The sequence below is a fragment of the Stenotrophomonas sp. NPDC077659 genome (assembly GCF_050268705.1).
Taxonomy (GTDB): Bacteria; Pseudomonadota; Gammaproteobacteria; order Xanthomonadales; family Xanthomonadaceae; genus Stenotrophomonas.
Genome location: NZ_JBNNHG010000034.1, coordinates 1 through 21,313 on the forward strand (window position 1 = coordinate 1; position 21,313 = coordinate 21,313).

At 64.2% G+C, this 21,313-nt stretch carries 13 protein-coding genes; 9 read left to right on the top strand and 4 right to left on the bottom strand.

Annotation, left to right across the window (positions count from 1 at the left end; all coding sequences use genetic code 11):
• The 4 genes from ACQKDV_RS07375 to ACQKDV_RS07390 form a co-directional block, all read left to right on the top strand.
• Positions 1-396 (top strand): NADP-dependent isocitrate dehydrogenase (locus ACQKDV_RS07375; RefSeq protein WP_427783103.1); only part of this gene is annotated, 396 nt, incomplete at its 5' end.
• A gap of 74 nt (positions 397-470) precedes the next feature.
• Positions 471-617: a hypothetical protein gene (locus tag ACQKDV_RS07380; RefSeq protein WP_427783104.1), complete on the top strand. Its 147-nt coding sequence runs from the start codon at positions 471-473 to the stop codon at positions 615-617.
• A gap of 99 nt (positions 618-716) precedes the next feature.
• Entirely contained in the window at positions 717-2,447 is a 1,731-nt protein-coding gene (gene aceK, locus ACQKDV_RS07385) for a bifunctional isocitrate dehydrogenase kinase/phosphatase (RefSeq protein ID WP_427783105.1), read from the top strand.
• Between the two features lie 72 nt (positions 2,448-2,519).
• Complete coding sequence (locus tag ACQKDV_RS07390; RefSeq protein WP_427783106.1) at positions 2,520-3,392, top strand: energy transducer TonB; 873 nt, start codon at positions 2,520-2,522, stop codon at positions 3,390-3,392.
• Between the two features lie 51 nt (positions 3,393-3,443).
• On the opposite strand, the gene ACQKDV_RS07395 is transcribed toward ACQKDV_RS07390, so the two are convergent.
• The 4 genes from ACQKDV_RS07395 to ACQKDV_RS07410 form a co-directional block, all read right to left on the bottom strand.
• Entirely contained in the window at positions 3,444-5,018 is a 1,575-nt protein-coding gene (locus ACQKDV_RS07395) for a sensor domain-containing diguanylate cyclase (RefSeq protein ID WP_427783107.1), read from the bottom strand.
• Positions 5,019-5,126: 108 nt separating this feature from the next.
• Positions 5,127-6,143: a cupin-like domain-containing protein gene (locus tag ACQKDV_RS07400; protein WP_427783108.1), complete on the bottom strand. Its 1,017-nt coding sequence runs from the start codon at positions 6,141-6,143 to the stop codon at positions 5,127-5,129.
• Positions 6,144-6,289: 146 nt separating this feature from the next.
• Positions 6,290-9,277 carry a TonB-dependent receptor gene (locus ACQKDV_RS07405; RefSeq protein WP_427783109.1) on the bottom strand — a complete coding sequence of 996 codons (2,988 nt, stop codon included), beginning with the start codon at positions 9,275-9,277 and terminating at the stop codon, positions 6,290-6,292.
• A 555-nt stretch (positions 9,278-9,832) separates the two neighbouring features.
• The gene (locus tag ACQKDV_RS07410) at positions 9,833-10,840 is read right to left on the bottom strand and encodes a LacI family DNA-binding transcriptional regulator (protein WP_427783110.1); all 1,008 of its coding nucleotides are present in this window, start codon (positions 10,838-10,840) and stop codon (positions 9,833-9,835) included.
• A 341-nt stretch (positions 10,841-11,181) separates the two neighbouring features.
• On the opposite strand from ACQKDV_RS07410, the gene ACQKDV_RS07415 reads away from it, so the two are divergent.
• The 5 genes from ACQKDV_RS07415 (at position 11,182) to ACQKDV_RS07435 (ending at position 21,313) form a co-directional block, all read left to right on the top strand.
• Positions 11,182-13,713 carry a glycoside hydrolase family 3 N-terminal domain-containing protein gene (locus ACQKDV_RS07415; protein WP_427783111.1) on the top strand — a complete coding sequence of 844 codons (2,532 nt, stop codon included), beginning with the start codon at positions 11,182-11,184 and terminating at the stop codon, positions 13,711-13,713.
• Between the two features lie 539 nt (positions 13,714-14,252).
• Positions 14,253-15,866, top strand: a complete 1,614-nt coding sequence (locus tag ACQKDV_RS07420; protein WP_427783112.1) for an N-6 DNA methylase — start codon at positions 14,253-14,255, stop codon at positions 15,864-15,866.
• Positions 15,863-17,122: a restriction endonuclease subunit S gene (locus tag ACQKDV_RS07425; RefSeq protein ID WP_427783113.1), complete on the top strand. Its 1,260-nt coding sequence runs from the start codon at positions 15,863-15,865 to the stop codon at positions 17,120-17,122. Before ACQKDV_RS07420 ends, ACQKDV_RS07425 begins: the two co-directional genes overlap by 4 nt.
• Before the next feature lie 16 nt (positions 17,123-17,138).
• A complete protein-coding gene (locus tag ACQKDV_RS07430) occupies positions 17,139-18,032 on the top strand; it encodes an OST-HTH/LOTUS domain-containing protein (RefSeq protein ID WP_427783114.1) in 894 nt (297 codons plus the stop codon).
• Positions 18,029-21,313 carry a type I restriction endonuclease subunit R gene (locus ACQKDV_RS07435; RefSeq protein WP_427783115.1) on the top strand — a complete coding sequence of 1,095 codons (3,285 nt, stop codon included), beginning with the start codon at positions 18,029-18,031 and terminating at the stop codon, positions 21,311-21,313. The genes ACQKDV_RS07430 and ACQKDV_RS07435 overlap by 4 nt, the downstream gene beginning before the upstream one ends.

Below are 21,313 nucleotides of genomic sequence, written 5' to 3' on the forward strand. Positions count from 1 at the left end.
GTCCTGGTCGAGTGCGCCGCCGAGCACGCTGCCAAGGCCGCCGCCCGCGTGCTGGCCAAGGCGCTGGACGAGGCCAACGGCCAGTTCCTGGACAACGACAAGTCGCCGTCGCGCAAGCTGGGCGGCATCGACAACCGTGGCAGCCACTTCTACATCGCGCTGTACTGGGCCCAGGCCCTGGCCGCTCAGGATGAAGACGCCGCACTGAAGGCCCGCTTCGCCCCGCTGGCCAAGGCACTGACCGACAACGAGCAGGCGATCATCGACGAGCTGATCGCGGTGCAGGGCAAGGCCGTGGACATCGGCGGTTACTACCGCCCGGATGTGGCCAAGGCCAGCAAGGCCATGCGCCCGAGCGCGACGTTCAACGCCGCGCTGGAGCAGCTGCGCGGCTGATTGATCGCCGCTTGGTTGTGAGACCTGGAACCCGCGCTTCGGCGCGGGTTTCTTTTTCCTGGGGAGTGGGGTTGTTGCCCGGGGTCGGATTCCTCTGCTTCGCAGAGGCGCTGACCCCACTGCCCGGCAACCTGGCGCTGGCCCGCCGCAAGGTGCAGGACGTGGAAGCCGAGCTGGCGATCTGGGCCACGCTCGACTGCTCCTGCTCCGGCCTTTCGTAGATACCGTGTTGTCCTTGCCTAGGCAAGGACAACACGGTATCTACACAAGCCACCCCACGGCGGCGTATGGTGGATGCCCGTCTCCCTGCCGAGCCGTGCATGTCCCAGCCTGACATCGCTGCCGATCTGGCACCGCGTATCGCCGTGGCCATCCGCGATGGCTTCGAGGACTACCACGCCCGTTTTGCCGCGATCACCGCACGGGCGCGGCTGCGCTTCGAGCAGCGCGACTGGACCGGTGCACGGCAGGATGCGGTCGAGCGTATCGCCCTGTATGACCTGTGCATCGCCGAACGCATGGATGCGCTGCGGCGCATGGCCGGCGAGGCCGTCGGTCTGCGCGCGCTGTGGCTGCAGGTCCATGCGCGCTACAGCACCCTGCTGCAGGGGCTGATCGATGCCGAGCTGTACAAGACGTTCTACAACACCCTGTCACGGCGCTTGTTCGCGACCCGTGGCGTCGACCCGGCGCTGGAATTCATCGCCTTCGACATCGAGCCCTCCGATGCGATCACCCACCCGGTGGCGCGCCACACCTACGCGGTGTCACCCACGCGCCCGGTGGAGGCACTGCAGCGGGTGCTGGCCGACTACCGCTTCGAGGTGCCGTACGCACACCAGCTGCGCTGCGCCGCCGCCATCGTCATCCGCCTGCAGGATGACCTCGCGCATTGGGGCGATACCCCGGTGCGCAGCATCGAGCTGCTCGATACCGTGTTCTATCGCGAGCGGCGCGCTTACCTGGTCGGGCGCGTATTCGGCGAGCACCGCTTTTCGCCCTGCGTCATCGCGCTGGTCAACGACGAGCAGGGCCTGCGTGCCGATGCGGTGCTGACCCGCCGCCGCGATGTTGCCCATCTGTTCGGGGTGTCGCGCAGCTACTTCCACGCCAACCTGGCCACCGTCGGTGATGCGGTGGTGTTCCTGCGCAGCCTGCTGCCGGGCAAACCGATCGATGAGATCTACACCGTGCTGGGCCGCGCCAAGCAGGGCAAGACCGAACGTTACCGCACGTTCTTCCGCCACTTCGGCGAGTACCCGCACGAGCGCCTGGTGCATGCCGAAGGTACGCCGGGCATGGTCATGGCGGTGTTCACCCTGCCCAGCTACCCACTGGTGTTCAAGCTGATCCGCGACCGCTTTGCCTGGCCCAAGGCGATGTCGCGGTTGCAGGTTGAAGAGAAGTACGCACTGGTTTTCAACCTGGATCGGGTCGGCCGCCTGCTCGATGCACAGCCCTATCGCTACCTGCGCTTCCCGCGCGAACGCTTCGCCCCGGCGCTGCTGGATGAGCTGCTGCAGCAGTGCGCGCAGAGCGTGCAAGTGCAGGGCGATGAGGTCGAGATTGCCCTGTGCTACGTGCAGCGACGCTTCCGCCCGCTCAACCTGTACCTGCGCGAGCAGGCCGCGCCGGCCGTACGCGCGGCGGTACTGGACTATGCACAGGCGATCACCGACATGGCCCGCAACAACATCTTTCCGGGCGACATGCTGCCAAAGAACTTCGGTGTGTCCCGTCATGGCCGCGCCGTCTTCTACGACTACGACGAGTTGTGCCTGATCAGCGACTGCGTGTTCCGCGCGTGGCCGCAGCCGCGCACGCCGGAAGAGGCACTTGCCGACGAGCCGTGGTTCCATGTCGGCCCGCGCGACGTGTTTCCCGAGCGCTTCGGTCCGTTCATGGGGCTGCCGGCGCAGGAGCTGGCAGCGGTACGCGAGCACTACCGCCACCTGTTCGATCCGACGTGGTGGCAAGGGCTGCAGGCCCGCTTCGCCAACGGAGAGTACCCTGACACCCCTCCCTACGGCGCCGATCATCGCTTGGCCTGATCGACCCTGCGGTAACCCACCGCCGTGAGACATGGGGTACGCTTCCTGGCCCAGACACAAGGAGTGAGTGTGATGCGATCTTCCCTTTTCCTGGCCCTGACCCTGGCCCTCGGTGGTGGTGCGGGCTGCATCGGCACGGCCGATGCGCAGAGCGCACGTGAGGTGCGCAAGCAGACCGAGGCCAGCATGACGCTCAGTGGCGTCATCGACATCGGCCGCGAGGGCCAGGTGGAACGCTTCCAGCTCGACCACAGCGAGAAGGTCGCCGAAGACGTGGCGGCCATGGTCGATGGCACGGTCAAGGCGTGGCGTTTCGAGCCGGTGCTGGTGGATGGCAAGCCGGTGCGTGCGCGTACCACCGTTCAGCTGCGCCTGCTGGCCGACAACATGGCCGGCAACACCATGCAGATCCGCGTGGTCGACGCGAATTTCGACAAGGTCCGTGACGGAAACAATCCCAGCAGCGACGACATCAGCGCGGTGAACATGCGCCCGCCGGTGTATCCGGACAAGGCGGCCTCGATCCGCGGCCAGGGTGTGGTGCTGCTGCTGGTCAGGATCGGGCGTGATGGCAAGGTGGCCGACGTGATTGCCGAACGGACCAACCTGACCTCGGTCGGTCCCGGCCGCACCATGGACATGCTGCGCGATGTGCTGGCCAAGGCCAGCGTCAAGACCGCGCGCGGCTGGACCTTCAATCCGCCGACGACCGGCAAGGACAAGGACAACGAGTTCTGGACCGTACGGATACCGGTCAACTATTCCTTCAACCACAAGGAAGAGCGCTACGGCCGCTGGTCAGCCTATATCCCGGGACCACGCCAGCAGGCACCGTGGATCACCGGCGAAGACGAGAAGGCCACGGGCTCCGATCTGCTGCCTGAAGGCGGCATCTACATGGTCGGCCGCAACGACGGTCCGCGCCTGCTGACGCCGCTGGGCTGAACGCCGCGGTGACGAAAGCGCCGGGTGTTGCCCGGCGCTCCCGCGCGCTGCTCAATCTGCGTGCGGGTAGACCACCACCCGGTTGCGGCCCTGCTCCTTGGCCAGGTACAGCGCCTTGTCAGCCAGGCGCATCGCCTGTTCCACGTCGGCGTGGAAGGTGGGGAAGTGGGCCACGCCCAGCGACACGGTGATGGTGCCGACCGGTGCGAACGCCTGGCCGGCAATCGCCTGGCGCAGGCGCTCGGCGGTCTGCTCGGCGGCAGCTGCGCCCACGCCCGGCAGCAGCAGGAGAAACTCCTCGCCACCGGCACGGCACAGCACGTCGGTTTCACGCGAGTGGCGGCGCATCTGCTCGGCAATATGGACGATGGCGGCGTCGCCGACGTCATGGCCGTAGCCGTCGTTGATCGCCTTGAACCGGTCGATGTCCAGTGCCACGATCGCGAACGGCAGCCCCTGCGCCTGCAGGACCTCCTGCGCGTTCTGCAGGCCGCGGCGGTTCAGCAGCCCGGTCATCGGATCTGTGCGGCTGGCGCGGTTGAGGGTACCGATGCGGTCCTGCAGGGCGTTGAAGCTGTACAGCACGGCCTGCTTCAGCTGCGCCACTTCGAAATACCAGGCACGGATGCCGGTGACGTGGCTGATCGCGTTGCCGGTGTCTTCGCCTTCCTGCACGTTGCGCGCCAGCTGCCACAGCGGCATCGAGATGCGTCGCGCGAACCACCAGGTGATCAGCAGCGAGAGCACTCCCAGCGGAATCGCATTCCAGGTGACCGAGGTCATCAACCGTGACAGCGGCTGCAGGGTCGCTTCGGTCGGGCGCTGCGCGATGATGCCCCAGCCGGTGACCGGCACCGGTGCATAGCCGGACAGCTGGGCCACGCCATGGTTGTTGACCAGCTGCTGGCTGCCCGAACGGCCGCGCACGACCGCCTTCACTGCTGGGTTTTCCAGCGCGTAAGTGCCCACTTCCCTGGGATTGTTGTGGTAGATGATGCGTCCGTTGTGATCGACCACATACAGGTACGAGCCATCGCGGTAGTAGTGCTTGCCCAGCAGGGTGTGCAGCGCGCTGCGCTGGCGCAGGTACAGGGTGCCGCTGACATAGCCCAGGTAGGTGCCTTGGCGGTCGAAGATGGGGTGCGACAGCGAGATCAGCAACTTGCCGGTGGCCGACTGGTACGGGTCGGTGATCAGCGGTTGGCGCAGTGCCAGCGCCTGGGTGCTGCCGACGCTCTTGAGCACTTCGCCCTGCAGCTGCAGGGTCTGCGGCGAGGTGGCGATCACCAGGCCATCCACGTTCACCACCAGTGACGAGTTGAAGCTGCTGGACTGCAGCTGCAGTCGGCTGGCCTCGTCCTGCGCATGGCCGGCATCCAGGCCACTTTCGCCGAGCCGGGTGGCGGCATAGGCCAGCTGCTGCTGTGCGGACAACAGAAAGGTCTGCGTCGTCTCGGCCAGCTTGCTGGTATAGACGCGGTTGGCTTCCAGGGTGTTGCTCACCAGCTGGTCGCGCTGCACGCGGTAGCTGGCCAGCAGGGTGTTGCCGAGTGCGATGAGCGTACTGAGCAGGGCCAGCGCTAGGATCAGCTTGCCCAGGTTGAGGCGGTTGGAGATCGGTGGCATGCGGCAGCGGCGCCCGGCGCAGCCAAGGGGCTGCCGGGCAGAAGCGGTGGGGGAACAGCCATTATGGGCACATTCGCCGGCGCTGGAGTTAAGCCGGGTCTTCCGGTTTCAGCGCTGCAGGCGTCGCCGCAGCGTGTCGCGCACCCGTTCCGCGCCTGCCGCGTCCAGCGGCGCCAGCACGCCGCGCGCGTTGGGCGGCACATGCGCCGCAGTATGTTCATCGGCATCGAACACGTAGTGGTCGAGCATCGAGCGCCAGTGTCCGCGCTGTTCCGGCGGCAGGTCGCGCAGGGCGAGGATGGCCAGCATCAGCGCGTTCATCGGCGAATCCATCCATGCCGGCACCGCTCGCCACCAGCTGTTGACCAGCACGTTGAAGGCGTCCAGCCCTTCCATGTGGTGCCACCACAGCGAAGGAATGAATACCGCATCGCCGGGTTGCAGCTCGGCCACCAGCGCATGTTCCAGCGCTTGGGCGAAACGCGGGAAGCGGTGCAGGTCCGGGGCGTGGAAATCGACCAGGCTGATGGCCTGTCCGGCCGGGGTGAAATCCAGCGGGCCGACATACAGATTGCTGACCTGGGCGGGTGGAAACAGGGTGACCCGGCGGCGGCCGGCGGCCACGCAGGCCAGGTTGTCCGGTACATCCTGGTGGGCGGCAATGCGCGAGCGGTTGCCGATCCAGATGCTGGCCAGCGGATCGGCCACGCCGAGGTGCAGCGGATTGGCCTGGCTGAAACCGGGCAGGAAGCTGTCCAGCGTGGTCGACGCCACATAGATGGAGGGCGGCGCGGGATCGCTGGCATATTTCAGCAGCGTGGCCAGCACCACCTTCAGCGGGATCTGTTCGCGGCGGAAATTGAAGCCGCTCATGTCCGCGTTGTAGAACAGTCGGCCGTGCGTGTCGGGTGCGGCGGTGGTCGCCGTCACCGGCAGCTGGCCGTGGTCGAAGGTCGCCAGATGGGCGACGGCCTCGCTGGCGGAGCGGCGCGCGGCCTGCACCAGCGGCCAGTGTGCCACCAGCCCCCGGATCACCTTCGGCGTGGTCCAGGCGCGCAGCTGCGTGGGCAGCTGCGCCGGGTCCAGTCCGTGGATCTCTTCGATGGGGCGGGGCTGGGGCAGCATGCGGGTATCCAGTGCGGAGCTGAGCCGAGCATGGGCTCGGCTCTACAGAAATGCACGGGCCCGTGCCCGGCTCCACGGTACCGCACGGGCCCATCCCCGCCTCCGTAGAGCCGAGCCCATGCTCGGCTCCACAGTACTGCAGCAGGTCAGAACTTGTAGCGTACGCCGAACATGTAGCGCGGACCGGTCTGGGTGGCATAGCGCAGCATGTTGGTATGGCGCGAGTAGGTGCGCATGGTTTCGTCGGTCAGGTTGATCGCTTCCAGGCTCAGGCTCAGCTGCTCGCTCACCGCGTAGCTGATGTTGAGGTCAAGCTGGCCGTAGGCGGCGGTGTAGTTCGGGTTCGAGCCCTGGCCGCCGATGCCGTTGAGGAACTTGTCGCGCCAGTTGTAGGCCGCACGGATCTGCCACGCGTTCCGGTCGTAGAAGGCAACCAGGTTGGCCGAGTCGCTCAGGCCGATCATCGGGTACTGGTCGCCCAGGCTGAGGTTGTTGAAGGTCAGCCCGGATTTCACCTTGGTGTAGTTGGCGGCCACGCCGAAGCCGGACTGCCCGAACAGGTGCTGCACGGTCAGTTCCCAGCCATCGAGGTGGTCCGAATGCTGGTTGGCCGGCACGGTGACGTCGAAACCGGCAATCGGGTCGGTGGGCAGGCCTTCGATGGTGCCGGTCAGCTGGCCGGCCGAATTGACCCCGGTGAAGTTCACGCCCGGGTCGCCGGCGTGGTTGGTGAAGATGTAATCGCGGATGCACGGCATGTCGGTGCCGCCGCACGAGGCCAGCGCTTCGTTCCAGTATGCACCCCCGACCGGCGTGTGCAGGTTGCCGGCGTTCTCGCGCACTACGGTGTCACTGATGAAGTTCTTGATGTTCTTGCGGAAGAAGCCGGCAGAGGCGTAGCTGCCTTCACCGTAGTACCACTCCAGCGACAGATCGAAGTTGTCCGAGATCAGCGGTTCCAGCCCCGGATTGCCGCGGCTGCCGCTGCCGCCCTGGGTACGCACGATGTCGGCCAGTGACTGGCCGCTCTGGATCTGCGTCCAGCTCGGCCGGCCCAGCGTGCGGCTGTAGCTGCCGCGCAGTGCCAGCGTATCGTTCAGGTCCAGCTTCAGGTCGACGTTGGGCAGCACGTAGTCATACTTGCCGCGGCCGCCGACGAAGCTGCTTTCCGGTGCGTACACGATGTTCAGTTCATTGGCCGAGCCCCAGCTGATGCCGGTGGGCACGCGCACCATCGCGCTGGATTCCACTTCGGTCTGTTCGTAGCGCACGCCGGCGGCCACGTGCAGCGGCATCGACCAGTCGAGCGTGGTGCGGTACTGCAGGTAGGCACTGCGGGTCTTCTCGGTGGTGCGGATGTCTTCGGAATATTCGGTTGGCGCGTAATAGCAGGTCGGGCAGGCCGGATCGGAGGCGGTGCCGACCTGCGCGGCGCGGTCGATCAGGCGGTCGAAGTCGAACACCAGGAACTGGCCGGTCAGGCGCGGATCGCTGTGCCCGGAGAATGCCTTGAAGTACCTGGCCATGTTGTCCGCGTACCAGATGTCATCGGCATAGTCGGCCGGCGAACCGAGGCCGCCCCAGCTGTTGCGCTGCATGATGGCCGAGGCCGAGCGGTTTTCCACCTGGGCATGGCCGATGCCGAAATCCAGCGCGGAATAATCGGCGAAGCGGAACGTACCGCGGCCCTGGTACTGCTGCACCTTGGATTTGTTGTAGCTGTTCTGGAACACCGAGCCGGTGACCAGCGCATCGGACGCCTGCACACCGCCTGGCGGCAGGGCGATGTTGATGATCGGCAGGTCGCCGCTGTAGTCGACCGTGGTGGTGCCGCGCACGAACGCGGCCACGCCGAGCACACCGGCCGAACCATAGGGGCTGTCCGGCTGCGATTCGGATTGCGAGTTGTGTGCATCGAACGACAGGTCCAGCGCGTCGTTCACTTCCCAGTCCACGTTGAAGCCCAGCGAATGCATGTCGGTCTTGGTGGCCAGCCGCGCGCCGCCCATCGACACGTCCGAGTTGGTCATGTCCTCGCTGTAGATGATCGGCGCCGACACCGGGCCGTTGGTCCAGATGCTGTCGCCCGGCCCGTAGTTGAACCACACCGAAAGCTCACTGCGCTGCTGCTGCACCTTGTTCTCGACATAGGTGTAGTCCAGCGTGGTAGTGACATTGTCGGCCGGCTTCCACTGGAAGGTGGCCTGCGCGTTGGTGCGCTGGCGCTGCACGCCGTTGACGTTGTAGGCGGTGTTCTGCGGGCGGCCGTATACATCGTTCGGGCCTGGCCGGTTGGTGATGCGGTCCGAGTAACCCTGGCCGGGCTGCGGCAGGGCGCGCCAGTCGGTGGTGTCATTGCCGTACAGGGTGGCCCAGCCCTCGGCCACGGTGGCCTGGTTGAAGCCGGAATCACGCTCCTGGTGGCTGGCACTGAGCGACACGCCAAAGCGGTCGTCGGCATAGCGCTGGCTGAAGATGCCCGACAGCTCGCCGGTGATGTTCGAGCCCTGCAGCGTGCGCGGCAGGTTGTCGTTGGACGAATCGTTGACCGCCTTCAGGCCAAGGCTGATCACCGGCGCTGATTCCAGGGGGCGCAGGGTCTTGATGTTGATGGTCGCGCCGATGCCACCGGCTGGGTTGTCGGCGCGGCTGGTCTTGTACACCTCCACCGCCGAAACCGACTCGGACGCCAGGTTGGCGAAGTCGAACGAACGCGAGCCGGACAGGCCGCCACCGCCGTTGCCGAGGTTGGATGCCGGCATCTGCCGGCCGTTCAACAGCACCAGGTTGTAATCCGGACCGATGCCGCGCACGGTCACCTTCGAGCCTTCACCGCTGGAGGTGCGGTCGATCGACACGCCACTGATGCGCTGCAGCGATTCGGCCAGGTTGGTATCCGGGAATTTGCCGATGTCCTCGGCAACGATGCCATCGACCACGCCCTGGCTGTCGCGCTTGAGGTTCATGGAGGACTGCAGGCTGCCGCGGATACCGGTGACCTGCACCGTATCGAGCGTGGCCGGGTCCGGCGTCCCGCCGGCAGGTGCGTCCTGCGCCCATGCCGGTGCAGCGAGCGCTGCAAGCAGCGCGGAAGTGAGCATCGTCTTGCGAGGTACTGCCTTGTACGTCTTCATGGAAGCTCCCTCCCCAGGGAATTCGGTGGTGTCGTTGTGCCGCCGTCGTGATAGCGGGTTGCTGCATGTGGCCGGATTGGAGCCACGGTTGACAGCGTTGTCAACAAACTGCCATCGGGCATGCTCCATCGGACCGTGCGCGGATCACGATGTAAACGTTGCCATGAACGCGCTCATGCCGATGAATTGCCTTTGGTTTCGGCATTCGCAGCGCTTTTCAAGGTATGACAGCGCTGCCAATCGACGGGAGCGGGCGCGTTGTGCGGTGCAGAACGAAACTGCGCGGATGCATCGGTCACGTACCGAAAGGCAGCCCGCGTGCCGGACTGACAGCGCTGGACAATCGGAGGGAAGGGCGGATGTCGTGCATGTCCGTTCGATGGCTTGAATCAATGACCGGGAGGACAGGTTCCGGGCATGGCAGTGACCGCCCGCGGACAGCGCAGTCATGGCGCGACGTGTGCACGGGCACTTCATCGCGCACGGCTCGGCCGTCCGCACGTGTGCGGATGCGGGGGAACCTTCAGCGGACGCGAAGGCCCGCTGCGGCACGCGTCAGCGCCGGCGTGGCGCGGCGGTCGATTCGCGATCCAGCACCGCGTGCTCGACGGTGATCATGCGTCCGGCCGTCTCAGTGCGGATATGTTCAATCAGCTGCTCGGTGGCCAGCCGGCCCATGTGCGCGGTCGGCTGGCGCACGGTGGTCAGCGCCGGGTAGATGTGGCCCGCGATGGGTGTATCGTCGAAGCCGCACACCGACAGATCGCGCGGTACGCGCAGGCCGCGTTCGCCCGCCACGCGGTACACCGCGGCCGCCATGTCGTCGTTGGCGGCGAAGATTGCCGTCGGTGGGTCGTCCAGGTCGAGCAGGACACCGGCCGCGGTCACGCCCGATTCAAACGAGAACTGGCCGTTGACGACCAGGTCAGGGTCGTAGGTGATACCCGCCTCGCGCAGCGCCTGGCGGTAACCCGCGTGGCGCCACTGGCAGGCACCGTGCGCGCGCGGGCCCTTGATGTGGCCGATGCGGCGATGGCCCTGTGCGACCAGATGGCCGATCAGTTCGACCACAGCGGTGGTTTCATCCATCCGCACGCCAATGCGGCCTTGAGGATGCCGTGGGGCGATGCAGGCGAAGGGAATCCCGTGCTCTTCCAGATAGGACAGCACCACCTCGTCATCGGTCAGGGGGGGGATCAGCACGACGCCGTCCGGGCGCGAGTTCTCGAACAGCGCGGCCAGGTCGGGCAGGGTGCGGCGGCCGGTGCCGACCGGGCCGAGGATCAGGTTGTAGTGCTGGGCATGACACGCTTCCAGCATGCCGCTCTGGATTTCCATCAGGTAATTGCGCGAGGGATTGTTGTAGGCCAGTGCCAGCGCGTACGAACGCTGGCCGGCCAGGCTGCGTGCCGAGGGGTTGGGTTTGTAGCCCAGCCGCGCCACCGCTGCCAGCACGCGTTCGCGGGTCTGCTCGCGCACGTTGGGCTCATGGTTGAGTACGCGGGACACGGTCTTGATCGAAACCCCGGCAACGGCGGCGACATCCTCGATTCGACTGCGCATGGTGCGATGGGTTCTCCTGGAAGGCGGCGGGCACGCGGCGATGGTAGTGCGGGGTGGCCCGGTCGATGTTGCCGAAGCAGGCGGATGTTGCCACGACATGAGGGGCGCTGGCACGTCCCGATTCCGTGTCGCGATGCAGCACCCGCACGCCCCGGCAGCACGCAATGGATGCGCCGGAGCCTGCTGTTGCGGGACTCGCACCCGGTTGCACACCAACAACGATTGACAGTGCGCGGGCGGGCTTATATGACAGCGCTGTCAGGAGCGGTGCGCAAGCGCCCGTGCCGACGTGCCGTCGCAGCCGCGCACGCCAGGAACTTCATCCACGGAGGTAGAGCCCAGTGAATCGCCCCACCCAGACCCTTCTTGCCAGCTGCCTGCTGGCCGCCCTTGCCGCGCCCGTGGGTGCCGCACCGGCCAGCGGCGAACGCCTGCAGGACTGGCCGCGCGTGCACAGCGCGATCACCCCCGATGCGGGAATCGAAAGCCGCGTGCAGCAGATCCTTTCGCAGATGACGCTGGCGCAGAAGATCGGGCAGATGACCCAGGCCGAGATCAAGACAATCACGCCCGAGCAGGTGCGCCGCTACTACATCGGTTCGGTGCTCAACGGCGGCGGCTCGTGGCCGGGCATGGACAAGCATGCCAGCGTGCAGGACTGGCTGAAACTGGCGGACGCCTACCATGCCGCCTCGCTGGCTACCGATGCGAAGACGCCGGTGCCGGTGATCTGGGGCACCGATGCAGTGCACGGCCACAACAACGTGCTGGGCGCTACCCTGTTCCCGCACAACATCGGCCTGGGCGCAGCGGGTGATCCGGAGCTGATCGAACGCATCGGCGAAGCAACTGCACGTTCGGTGCGCGCCACCGGCATCGGCTGGGTGTTCGCGCCCACCCTGGCCGTCGCCCACGACCCGCGCTGGGGCCGCACCTACGAAAGCTATTCGTCCGACCCGGCGGTGATCCGCCGCTTTGCCCAGGCCTACGTGAAGGGCGCGCAGGGCCGCTTCCACGACGACGGCAACGTGATCACCACCGCCAAGCACTACCTGGGGGACGGCGCCACCGAGAATGGCCGCGACCAGGGCGAAGCGCTGGTCGACAAAGCGACGATGGTCAACGTGCATGCGCAGGGCTACTACGGCGCACTGGCCGAAGGCGCGCAGACGGTGATGGCCTCGTTCAACAGCTGGAATGATCGTGCCGCCGGTATCGACTACGGCAAGATGCACGGCAGCAAGGCGCTGCTGACCGACGCGCTGAAGGATAAAATGGGCTTCGACGGCTTCGTCGTTTCAGACTGGAATGGCATCGCCCAGGTGCCCGGTTGCCGCAACGACAGCTGCGCACAGGCCATCAACGCCGGTATCGACATGGTGATGGTGCCCGACGACTGGAAGGCCTTCATCGACAACACCACCGCGCAGGTGCAGAAGGGCGAGATCCCGATGGCGCGCATCGATGACGCGGTGGCGCGCATCCTGCGGGTCAAGCTGCGTGCGGGTCTGTTCGAGCACACGCCATCGGACAGCCGCTACGCCGGTGATGCCACAGCCGTGCAGCACCGCGAACTGGCGCGCCGTGCGGTGCGTGAATCGCTGGTGCTGCTGAAGAACGAGGGCAGGGTGTTGCCGCTGCGCCGCGATGCACGCGTGCTGGTGGTGGGCAAGAGTGCCGACAACATCGGTGACCAGTCCGGTGGCTGGTCGCTGACCTGGCAGGGCACCGAGAACAAGAACGCCGATTTCCCCAATGCCGATTCGGTGGTGGGCGCGCTGCGTGCTGAACTCGGCGCGGACAACGTCAGCTTCAGCGCCGATGGCCGGGGCATCGATCCAAAGGCGTTCGACGTGGTGCTGGCAGTGATCGGTGAAACCCCGTATGCGGAGACCAACGGCGACATCCTCGCCTCGGACACGGTCAGCCACAGCCGCGCCTACCCGCAGGACCTGGCTGTGCTGAAGGCGGCGGCCGCCAGCGGCAAGCCGGTGGTGACGGTCTATCTGTCCGGTCGCCCGATGTACACCAACGACCTGCTCAACCTGTCCAGCGCCTTCGTGGCGGCGTGGTTGCCGGGTACCGAAGGCAAGGGCGTGACCGATGTGCTGGTGGCCGGCAGGAACGGCAAGCCCGCGCATGACTTCCGCGGCCGCCTCAGCTTCCCGTGGCCGGGTGTGCCGTGCCCGGCGCCGATCGACCAGCCCGATGCGAAGCAGCCATCGCTGTTCGCGCTGGGCTATGGTCTCAGCTATGCCAAGGGCGGCACGGTGGCCAGGCTCGCTGAGGCCGACCCTGACAGCTGCGGCGAAGTGACCGTGCTGCCGATCTTCAACCGCGCCGACACGCCGCCGTTCGCGCTGCACGTGGCCGCCGCAGGCGCGACCCAGCCGCTGGGCAACGATCTGAACGCAATGCTGCGCTGGCCCACCGCCACCCCGGTGGTGCAGGTGCGCACCGTGCAGGTGAACACTCAGCAGGATGCCAAGGAAGTGACCTGGCTGGCCCCCGCGCAGCTGATCGCGCGCAGCACCTCGCGTCGCAACCTGGGTGCACTGGCGCGCAGCAACGGTGCGCTGCAGTTCGACGTGCAGCTGGTGAAGCGCCCGGCCTCGCCGGTGAAGGTGACCATGCAGTGCGGCACCGGCTGCGAGGGTGGGGTGGATATCGCCCCGCTGCTGGGGAAACTGTCGCCCGGCCAGAAGCAGACAGTGACCGTGCCGCTGGCCTGCTTCGCCAGACAGGGTGTTGCCCTGGGCGCGGTGGAAGCGCCGTTCGTGGTGACCGCCGACAAGCCGTTCGCTGCGGCCTTCACCCAGATCAAGCTGACCGCCAATACGGCCGGGGCAGAGGGTGCGGTGAGCTGCCCGTAAGCCACACGGTGGCGCCGGGCCATGCCCGGCGGTTCCCCGGCACGTTTTACAACTTGTCCGATGGCCAAGGGGCCTGGGGCGGATGACGATGGGTGACCTTTGCTAGCCCGTCCCGCGTATGGGTTGGGCTGTCTAGTGGCGGTAAGGCGGCCAAGGCTGCCCGATGCATCGCAGCGGTCCGCTGCATTTCAAAGCAGACGGGTTGATTGATGTTGTAGATATCAACCGCCTCAGCCACCATTTGGTGGACCTGTCCTAGGTCTGATGGGCGAAGGTGCAGAATTCCCGTCTGCAATAGCAGGGATGTCCCAAAATGCATACATTAAATGTATATATTTTGAAGCGACATGGCAGAAGACCAATCCCCGTCAATGCAGAGGAAGATGTGGGCCAACTGTCAGGTCCGGTGGTCGCCCATGGGACGTCGCCCCGCGCTCCGGAGCCTGTTGGGCTACTCTATCGGGGTCGTTACCCTGTAGCTGCCGGGCGCCAGTTGGCGGAGGCTGCGCAGGCTCTTTCCGAAAAGAAGATCAGCATTCATGCGCAACCAACTTAGTCTCGAAGCCCTCGAATCATGGCTTTGGGAGTCTGCCAACATTCTTCGTGGCTCAATCGACTCATCCGACTTCAAGAATTACATCTTCGGTCTACTCTTCCTCAAGCGCTTCAACGACGTGTTCGAGGAGCGCGTCGCCCATTTGAAGCTGGTCGAGGGCCTGAGCGCGGCCGAGGCCGATGAAGAGGTCGAGGACAAGTGGGGGCACTTCCCCGGCACAGCCCGGTGGCCGGAGCTGATTGCCCGAACCGAGAACATCGGCGAGGCGCTGGACAAGGCCTTCGCCACCATCGAAGCGAACAATCCCGAACTGCAGCACGTGCTGACCGCAACCCAATACGGTGACAAGCGCGTGCTGACGGATGCCACGCTGCAGCGGCTGCTTCGCCACTTCAACCAGTACAAACTGGGCAATGCCGACCTCTACAAGGCTGACATGCTGGGTGATGCCTACGAGTACCTCATCAAGCAGTTTGCCGACGACGCCGGTAAGAAGGGTGGCGAGTTCTACACGCCCAAGGCGGTGGTGCAATTGGTAGTCGAACTCATCGACCCGCAGCCCGGACACAGCGTCTACGACCCCACCTGCGGCAGCGGAGGCATGTTGGTGGAAAGCGCCCACCACATCGCCAAGTTGCCCGGTGGCCTGCTCTTGGGCGAAAAGCCCAATGTGTTGCTCTTCGGCCAGGAGAGGAACCTCGGCACGTGGGCCATTGCCAAGCTGAATCTCTACCTGCACAACATGCGGGCAGAGATTGAACGGGGTGACACCCTTGTAGAACCTAAGCACCTTGATGGCGACTACCTTAAAACTTTTGACCGGGTCATCGCCAATCCGCCGTTTTCGGCTAAGCAATGGTGGTCACCGCTGGAACTGGCCAATGAGGCGGAGCAAGAGGGCGACAAGAAGGCTAAGGCGCCGAACTACAAGCAGGTCAGCGACCCCTATGGGCGCCTTGTCTACGGCATCCCACCACGCGGTTATGCCGACTTGGCCTTCGCCCAGCACATGCTGGCCAGTCTCAAGGCCGATGGCCGCATGGGCATCATCCTGCCGCACGGCGTGCTGTTCCGCAGCGGTGAAGAAGGCAAGATTCGCGAGGGCCTGCTGTTCGGCACCGATGCCGCAAACGGCAGCCAGCCCGGCGACCTTATTGAGGCAATCATCGGTCTTCCCTCGGCCCTGTTTTACAACACCGGCATTCCTGCCTGCGTGCTCGTCCTGAACAAGCGAAAACCCGCTGCGCTCAAGGGCAAGGTCATCATCATCGACGCCAGTCGCAACTACCTCGAAGGCAAAGCCCAGAACAGCTTGCGCCTCCAAGACATTGCCTACATCGCCGGCACGCACAAGGCAGCGTTTGAGCACCAGACGGAAGTGGAGAGCTACTGTCGGGTGGTTACGCTGGACGAAATTCACAGTAACGGCGCCAACCTCAACATTGCCCGGTACATCGACAGCAGCCAGACCGAAGAGACCGTCAATGTTGTCGCTACCTTGTCGCAACTTGCGGCACTGGCCGAGGAAGAAGCCCAGATTGATTTGCGTCTGAATAGCTATCTGGTTGAGCTGGGGCTTTTGGAGGCCAAGGGATGAGCGGGGCTTCGACCCTAGTAAGCCCATCGACTGACGTCCAACAGGTGCCGAGTGGATGGTCTATGGAAAAGCTGGCGGCACTCGTCAACATTGTCTACGGCAAGTCTCCGGCCGAAATCCAAAGACTCGGTGAAGGAATTCCCATCTTCGGAACTGGTGGTGTCGTTGGGTACACGTGTCAGGCACTGTTCGACGGTCCAAGCATTATCCTGGGCCGGAAGGGGACAATTGACAAAGTTCAGCGATGTGCCGGGCCTTTCTGGGCAATTGATACCACGTACTACACGACTCCAAAACGGGAGTTCGATTGGACGTGGCTGTACTACGCCATTTCATCTTTCGACCTAAGAAAGTTGAACGAGGCGTCAGGTGTGCCCAGTCTTAGCAGGTCATCACTGGAAGCGCTCGATGTGGCAATCCCTCCACTGCCGGAGCAACTTAAAATCGCAGCCGTCCTGACAGCCGTGGACGACAAGCTGGACGTGACGGGCCGCCAGATTGAAGCCACCCAGACCTTCAAGCAGGGCTTGATGCAGACTCTGTTCAGTCGGGGCGTCGGCACCCAAGATGCCAATGGCCGCTGGGTGCCCCACACCGATTTCAAGGAGAGTGGGCTCGGGGAGATTCCGGCCACTTGGGTTCCTACCACCCTGGGTGCTGTCTGTGATGGCGCACTTCAAACGGGACCGTTTGGAAGCCAGTTGCACGCCCACGAGTATCAAGATGAGGGTGTACCGGTGCTGATGCCTAAGGACTTGGTGGGGTGCCGTGCCACGCTCTCGACCGCAGCACATATTTCGCTTGCGAGGGCAGAGGACCTGTCGAAGCACAAAGTCTTGGTTGGCGACTTGCTTTTCAGCCGTCGCGGCGACGTTGCACGTTTTGCGCTGATAGACGATAAGTCTGAAGGCGCGCTGTGCGGCACGGGATGCCTGAAGGCTCGCCCCTCTGCGGCACATAGTTCCGCCTTCCTTGCACAGTTGCTTCAGCTTGATGTGGTGCGTGCTTGGATGGAACAAAACGCTGTTGGTCAAACCATGCCCAACATGAACACCAGCATCCTGTCATCGCTTCCGTTGGTCGTGCCAGTTGACAGGCGTGAGCAGGACGAAATCGCACGCATCCTGGACTCGATTGATTCCAAGCTGCAGGTCTTGGCGGTGAAACTGTCTCACTTAAGAAGGCTGAAACGCGGCCTGATGCAAAAGCTTCTCAAGGGCGAATGGCGGGTCAGCTTAGGCGCCATCGCGACCTGAGCGTAAGGAGGAAGACATGGCGTCGCAAGCACTGCTTTCCCCAGACCGACCGCTTGAACTGCAACGTGATGTGCAGCGCAAGTTGGGGCGGTGCCTGCTACGACTGCAGCAATACGAAATCCTCCTCAAGGCATTGGTCGCTGACGGGGACATTGCGGGGCCACCGTCTGGGCTACAGGCGGTGCGAGAGGCGCAGGTGGCCTGGAGCCACAGGAAGACCCTTGGCACCTTGGTCGGCATCCTGACCGAGCGTCATCTGATTTCTGCCGACGAGGCTGATAGCGCTGACGATCCGGTGGGCGATGGCCGCATGTGGTTCCGCTTTCGCTTTCAGGTGGGGCTGGATGCTAGTCAGCATCAAGCCACTACGACGGCATTGAAGGAGTTGGTGGACCTGCGCAACGAGCTGGTTCACCACTTCCTGCAGCGTTTCAACATCTGGGGGCCGCAGGGTTGCATGGCCGCCGATGCCTATCTGGATGCCAGCTACGAGACCATTGACGGCCACTACCTGACCTTGCGCGGCTGGGCGCAGGGCATGGATGAGGCCCGTGCGGCGATGGCCTCTTTCATGAGCACGGCGGCGTTTGAAGACCTGCTGGTCAATGGCATTGCACCGGACGGCACGGTGGACTGGCCTGCCAGCGGGGCCGTACGCTGCCTGCGTGAAGCCGAGACCCGTTTCGTTGCCGAGGGTTGGACCCTGCTCAACACCGCGACCCCATGGATCCGCGCACAACACCCTGACCAGCTTCCCCAGCGCTACGGCTGCGGCAGTTGGCGGCAAGTGATTCACGAGTCTCGGCAATTCGAGATTCGCAGGACGGTCAACATAGAACAAGGCTGCGGCGAGGTCTGGTATCGCAGCCGTCGGAAGGAAGCCAGCATGCAAGGGAAGAAAAGTTCATGAGCCAGTCACCTGAAAAGACTGGCGTCGAAACGCCTGCCATCGAGTCGCTGCTCAAGCTGGGTTACACCCATTTGCCGGGCCATGCGGTGCAGGTGGAGCACCGCCACCTCGCCCCGGTGCTTGAGGATGTGCTGCGGCCCCAGCTGCTGGCTCTGAACCCGTGGCTGGCCACGGCGCCCGGTGGGGTGGATGCGGTCTTGATTGAACTGCGTAAGCGGGTCAACGAAGAACTGCTCCCGGCCAACAAGGTGTTCTGGGAGCAGGTGGTGCACCGTTCGGACATTCAGGTGAAGGATGCCGAGGGCAAGCCGCGCAGTGTGCGCTTCTTCGACGCGGGCACGGTCGCCTACAACGATTTCCATGTGGTGGACCAGTACGTCGGCAGGAATGCTGATGGCGACTTGTTCCGGCCGGACTTGCTGCTGTTCGTCAACGGCCTGCCGCTGGCGACCATCGAATGCAAAGCCAGCCATCACCGGCTGGATGAAGCGCTGGCACAACTCGATGGCTACCAAGCCAGCTTCCCGGCCCAGTTTGTGTTCAACCAGGTCTGCGTGGGCCTCAACCGCAGGCAGGGCTTGTATGGTGCCATCCTGACCAACCCCGCCTTCTACGCACGCTACCGGCTGCAGGACGCCGAACTGGCGGCGGTGACTGCGGTGCTGGGCGCTGGCTCGAGTCAACAGGACCAACTGTTGTGGGCCTTATTCGAGCCGAGCCGGTTTTTGGAACTCATCACCCACTTCGTCCTGTTCGAGACCCGTGATGGCAGGACGGTCAAGAAGCTACCGCGCTATCAACAGTGGCGGGCGGTGCGTAAGACCATCGCCCGGCTGACGGCAGCTCAGCCCATCGGAGGGGTGGTGTGGCACACCCAGGGCAGTGGCAAGTCGCTGACCATGGCGCTACTGGCCCGGATGCTGAGGGCGGACAACATGGGCCTGAACAACCCGACCGTGCTGGTGCTGACCGACCGCAAGGACCTCGACAAGCAAATCTTCGACACGTTTCATGCTGTGGGCATAAAGGCCATTCAAGCGGTGTCGGTGGATGGTTTGGTTAAGCTGCTGGGCAATGACTACGGCAGCGTGTTTACCAGCACGGTGCAAAAGTTCCAAGAGAACGCCCCGGCTGCTGACGCCAGCGACAGCGCAGCGGATGAGGAAGATGACCTCCTGCAAGCCACCCGGCATAGACGGGTGCGCGAGGGCAAGGACTTCTTCATGCTGGAGGAGCGCAACGCCAACTACGGCCGGCACGATGAGGACGGCGTGCTGCTGGACGCCAAGTGGGAAGAGGTCAGTCGGGAGAAGGTGCACTTCCGGGTACTGAGCGCCAAGCCGAACTTCTATGTGCTGGTGGATGAAGCACATAGAAGCCAGTACGACTTCTTGGCCGCCTTCATGCGGGCCAGCCTGCCCAATGCCAAGTTCATCGCCTTCACCGGCACGCCGCTGCTGAACGACGACAAGCACACCTTGGCCGAGTTCGGCGGTGACACCTACATCGACGAATACCGCCTGCACGAAGCGGTCGCTGACGGCGCCACGCTGCCCATCAAGTACCAAGACGTATGGGTGAAGCTCGCACCCAACAGCAAGCTGGACCAAGCGTTCAAGGACCAGTTCGCGCAGGAAGACGAAGCGCGACAGCAGGCCCTGAAGAAGGAACTCTTGGCCCGGTGGCGGCAGGCCGGAGACCGCATGGAGCGAGTGGCCGCACATCTGGTCGAGCACTTCATCACCAACGTGCATACCAAGAGCCTTAAAGCCATGCTGGTTTGCGACGGCCGCGACATGGCGGTCAAGTACAAGGACCTGCTGGACGGACTGATGCAAGACCGGCAGGCCAAGGGCCTGCCGACCTTCGAGAGCCGCGTCGTCATCTCGCTGGCCAGTGCTACGGCATCACGCACCGGAGCTTCGGTACTGGAGGCGGCGGCCGAGTACAAGCTCGGCCCAGAACAAACTCAGTCGATCGAAGAACGGGTCAAGGCTGAAATCAAGGCAGGCAAACAACCCGTCGCGCTGCCTTCGGAGCAGATTGCCAACTTCGTTTCCAAGCTGTTCCCGCTGCCCTACGGCGACGAGTCCAAGGGCAAGGATGGGCAGCCGCGTGCGAACAACATCGGCCTTTGTATAGTGTCCGACATGCTCTTAACGGGATGGGACGCCCCCATCGTGGGCACCATGTACCTCGACAAGCCGCTGAAGGAGCACACGCTGCTGCAGGCCATTGCACGGGTGAACCGGACGATGGCAGGCAAGAACGCGGGCTACATCGTTGACTACCACGGTGTGGTGGAGAACCTTGACCACGCGCTGAAGATTTATGGTGGCGAGGTTCAACCTGCCCAAGTGTGGGAGGGGGTGGAAAGCGAGTTGCCCAAGCTGCAGGCTACCCTCGATCGCATCCTGACCCTGCTACCCAAGAAGCACGACCCGGTCAGCCAGCGCGAGAACTACAAGGACGATGCCGAGCGTTTCCTCGACCCCGCCACGCGGTTGGATGCAGTAGAGGACTTCCTCGACTTGGTGAAGCGGTTCAACCGGAGCATCGACATCATTTTGCCGGATGTGCGGGGTGTGCCCTTCAAGCCCTACTTCACGCTGTTCGCGGAAATCCGGCTGATGCTGCGCGACAAGCTGCCCGGTGCGACCCATCGTGAGCGCATCACGCGACTGGAATCTACGCTGCTGCAGCAATTGCTGGACGAGTACATCGACGCCAGCCCGGCCAAGAGCCTACTGGGCAAAGAGGTGTCGATTCTGGACGCCAGCGACATGGCCCGTCTGAAAAAACTGGCCAGTCCCGGCAGTCAGGCGCTGGTTATGAAGAACCAGTTGAAGCACACGATTGCGACCGGCAGAGACAAGGACCCAGCCTTCTTCGACAAGCTTGCTGAGGAGCTTGAGAAGCTGCTGGCTGAGGAAGCTGCGGGACGCATCAGTCAGGCGCAGTTCTTGGAGCAACTCGACCTGTTCGGGCAACGCATCGCGGACAAGGACAAGACCGGTTTCGAGCACCCGGCTCATTCGGCGGTCTATCACTATCTGGCTTCGCTGCTCAGTGAGGAGACGGCACGCATCGCCACAACCAAGCTGTTCGAGGATGCGGACCTGAGCCGCACCATGGCGGCGGCAAACTGGAGGCAGATGCACGACTTGCACCCTGAATTGCGGGCACTGCTGCACAAGCTGCTGATTCCGCTCGCTGGGTGGGAGCGTTCGGTGGCGCGGGAGCACGCCAAGCGCATCATGGACATCCTGCTGAAGAACTGA

What these genes read in the sequence shown, in the direction of transcription:
- ACQKDV_RS07410 (WP_427783110.1), bottom strand. Translation starts at nt 10,840, where the DNA reads ATGCGCAGTCGAATCGAGGATGTCGCCGCCGTTGCCGGGGTTTCGATC.
- ACQKDV_RS07395 (WP_427783107.1), bottom strand. Translation starts at nt 5,018, where the DNA reads ATGCCACCGATCTCCAACCGCCTCAACCTGGGCAAGCTGATCCTAGCG.
- ACQKDV_RS07405 (WP_427783109.1), bottom strand. Translation starts at nt 9,277, where the DNA reads ATGAAGACGTACAAGGCAGTACCTCGCAAGACGATGCTCACTTCCGCG.
- aceK (WP_427783105.1), top strand. Translation starts at nt 717, where the DNA reads ATGTCCCAGCCTGACATCGCTGCCGATCTGGCACCGCGTATCGCCGTG.
- ACQKDV_RS07400 (WP_427783108.1), bottom strand. Translation starts at nt 6,143, where the DNA reads ATGCTGCCCCAGCCCCGCCCCATCGAAGAGATCCACGGACTGGACCCG.
- ACQKDV_RS07425 (WP_427783113.1), top strand. Translation starts at nt 15,863, where the DNA reads ATGAGCGGGGCTTCGACCCTAGTAAGCCCATCGACTGACGTCCAACAG.
- ACQKDV_RS07420 (WP_427783112.1), top strand. Translation starts at nt 14,253, where the DNA reads ATGCGCAACCAACTTAGTCTCGAAGCCCTCGAATCATGGCTTTGGGAG.
- ACQKDV_RS07435 (WP_427783115.1), top strand. Translation starts at nt 18,029, where the DNA reads ATGAGCCAGTCACCTGAAAAGACTGGCGTCGAAACGCCTGCCATCGAG.
- ACQKDV_RS07390 (WP_427783106.1), top strand. Translation starts at nt 2,520, where the DNA reads ATGCGATCTTCCCTTTTCCTGGCCCTGACCCTGGCCCTCGGTGGTGGT.
- ACQKDV_RS07430 (WP_427783114.1), top strand. Translation starts at nt 17,139, where the DNA reads ATGGCGTCGCAAGCACTGCTTTCCCCAGACCGACCGCTTGAACTGCAA.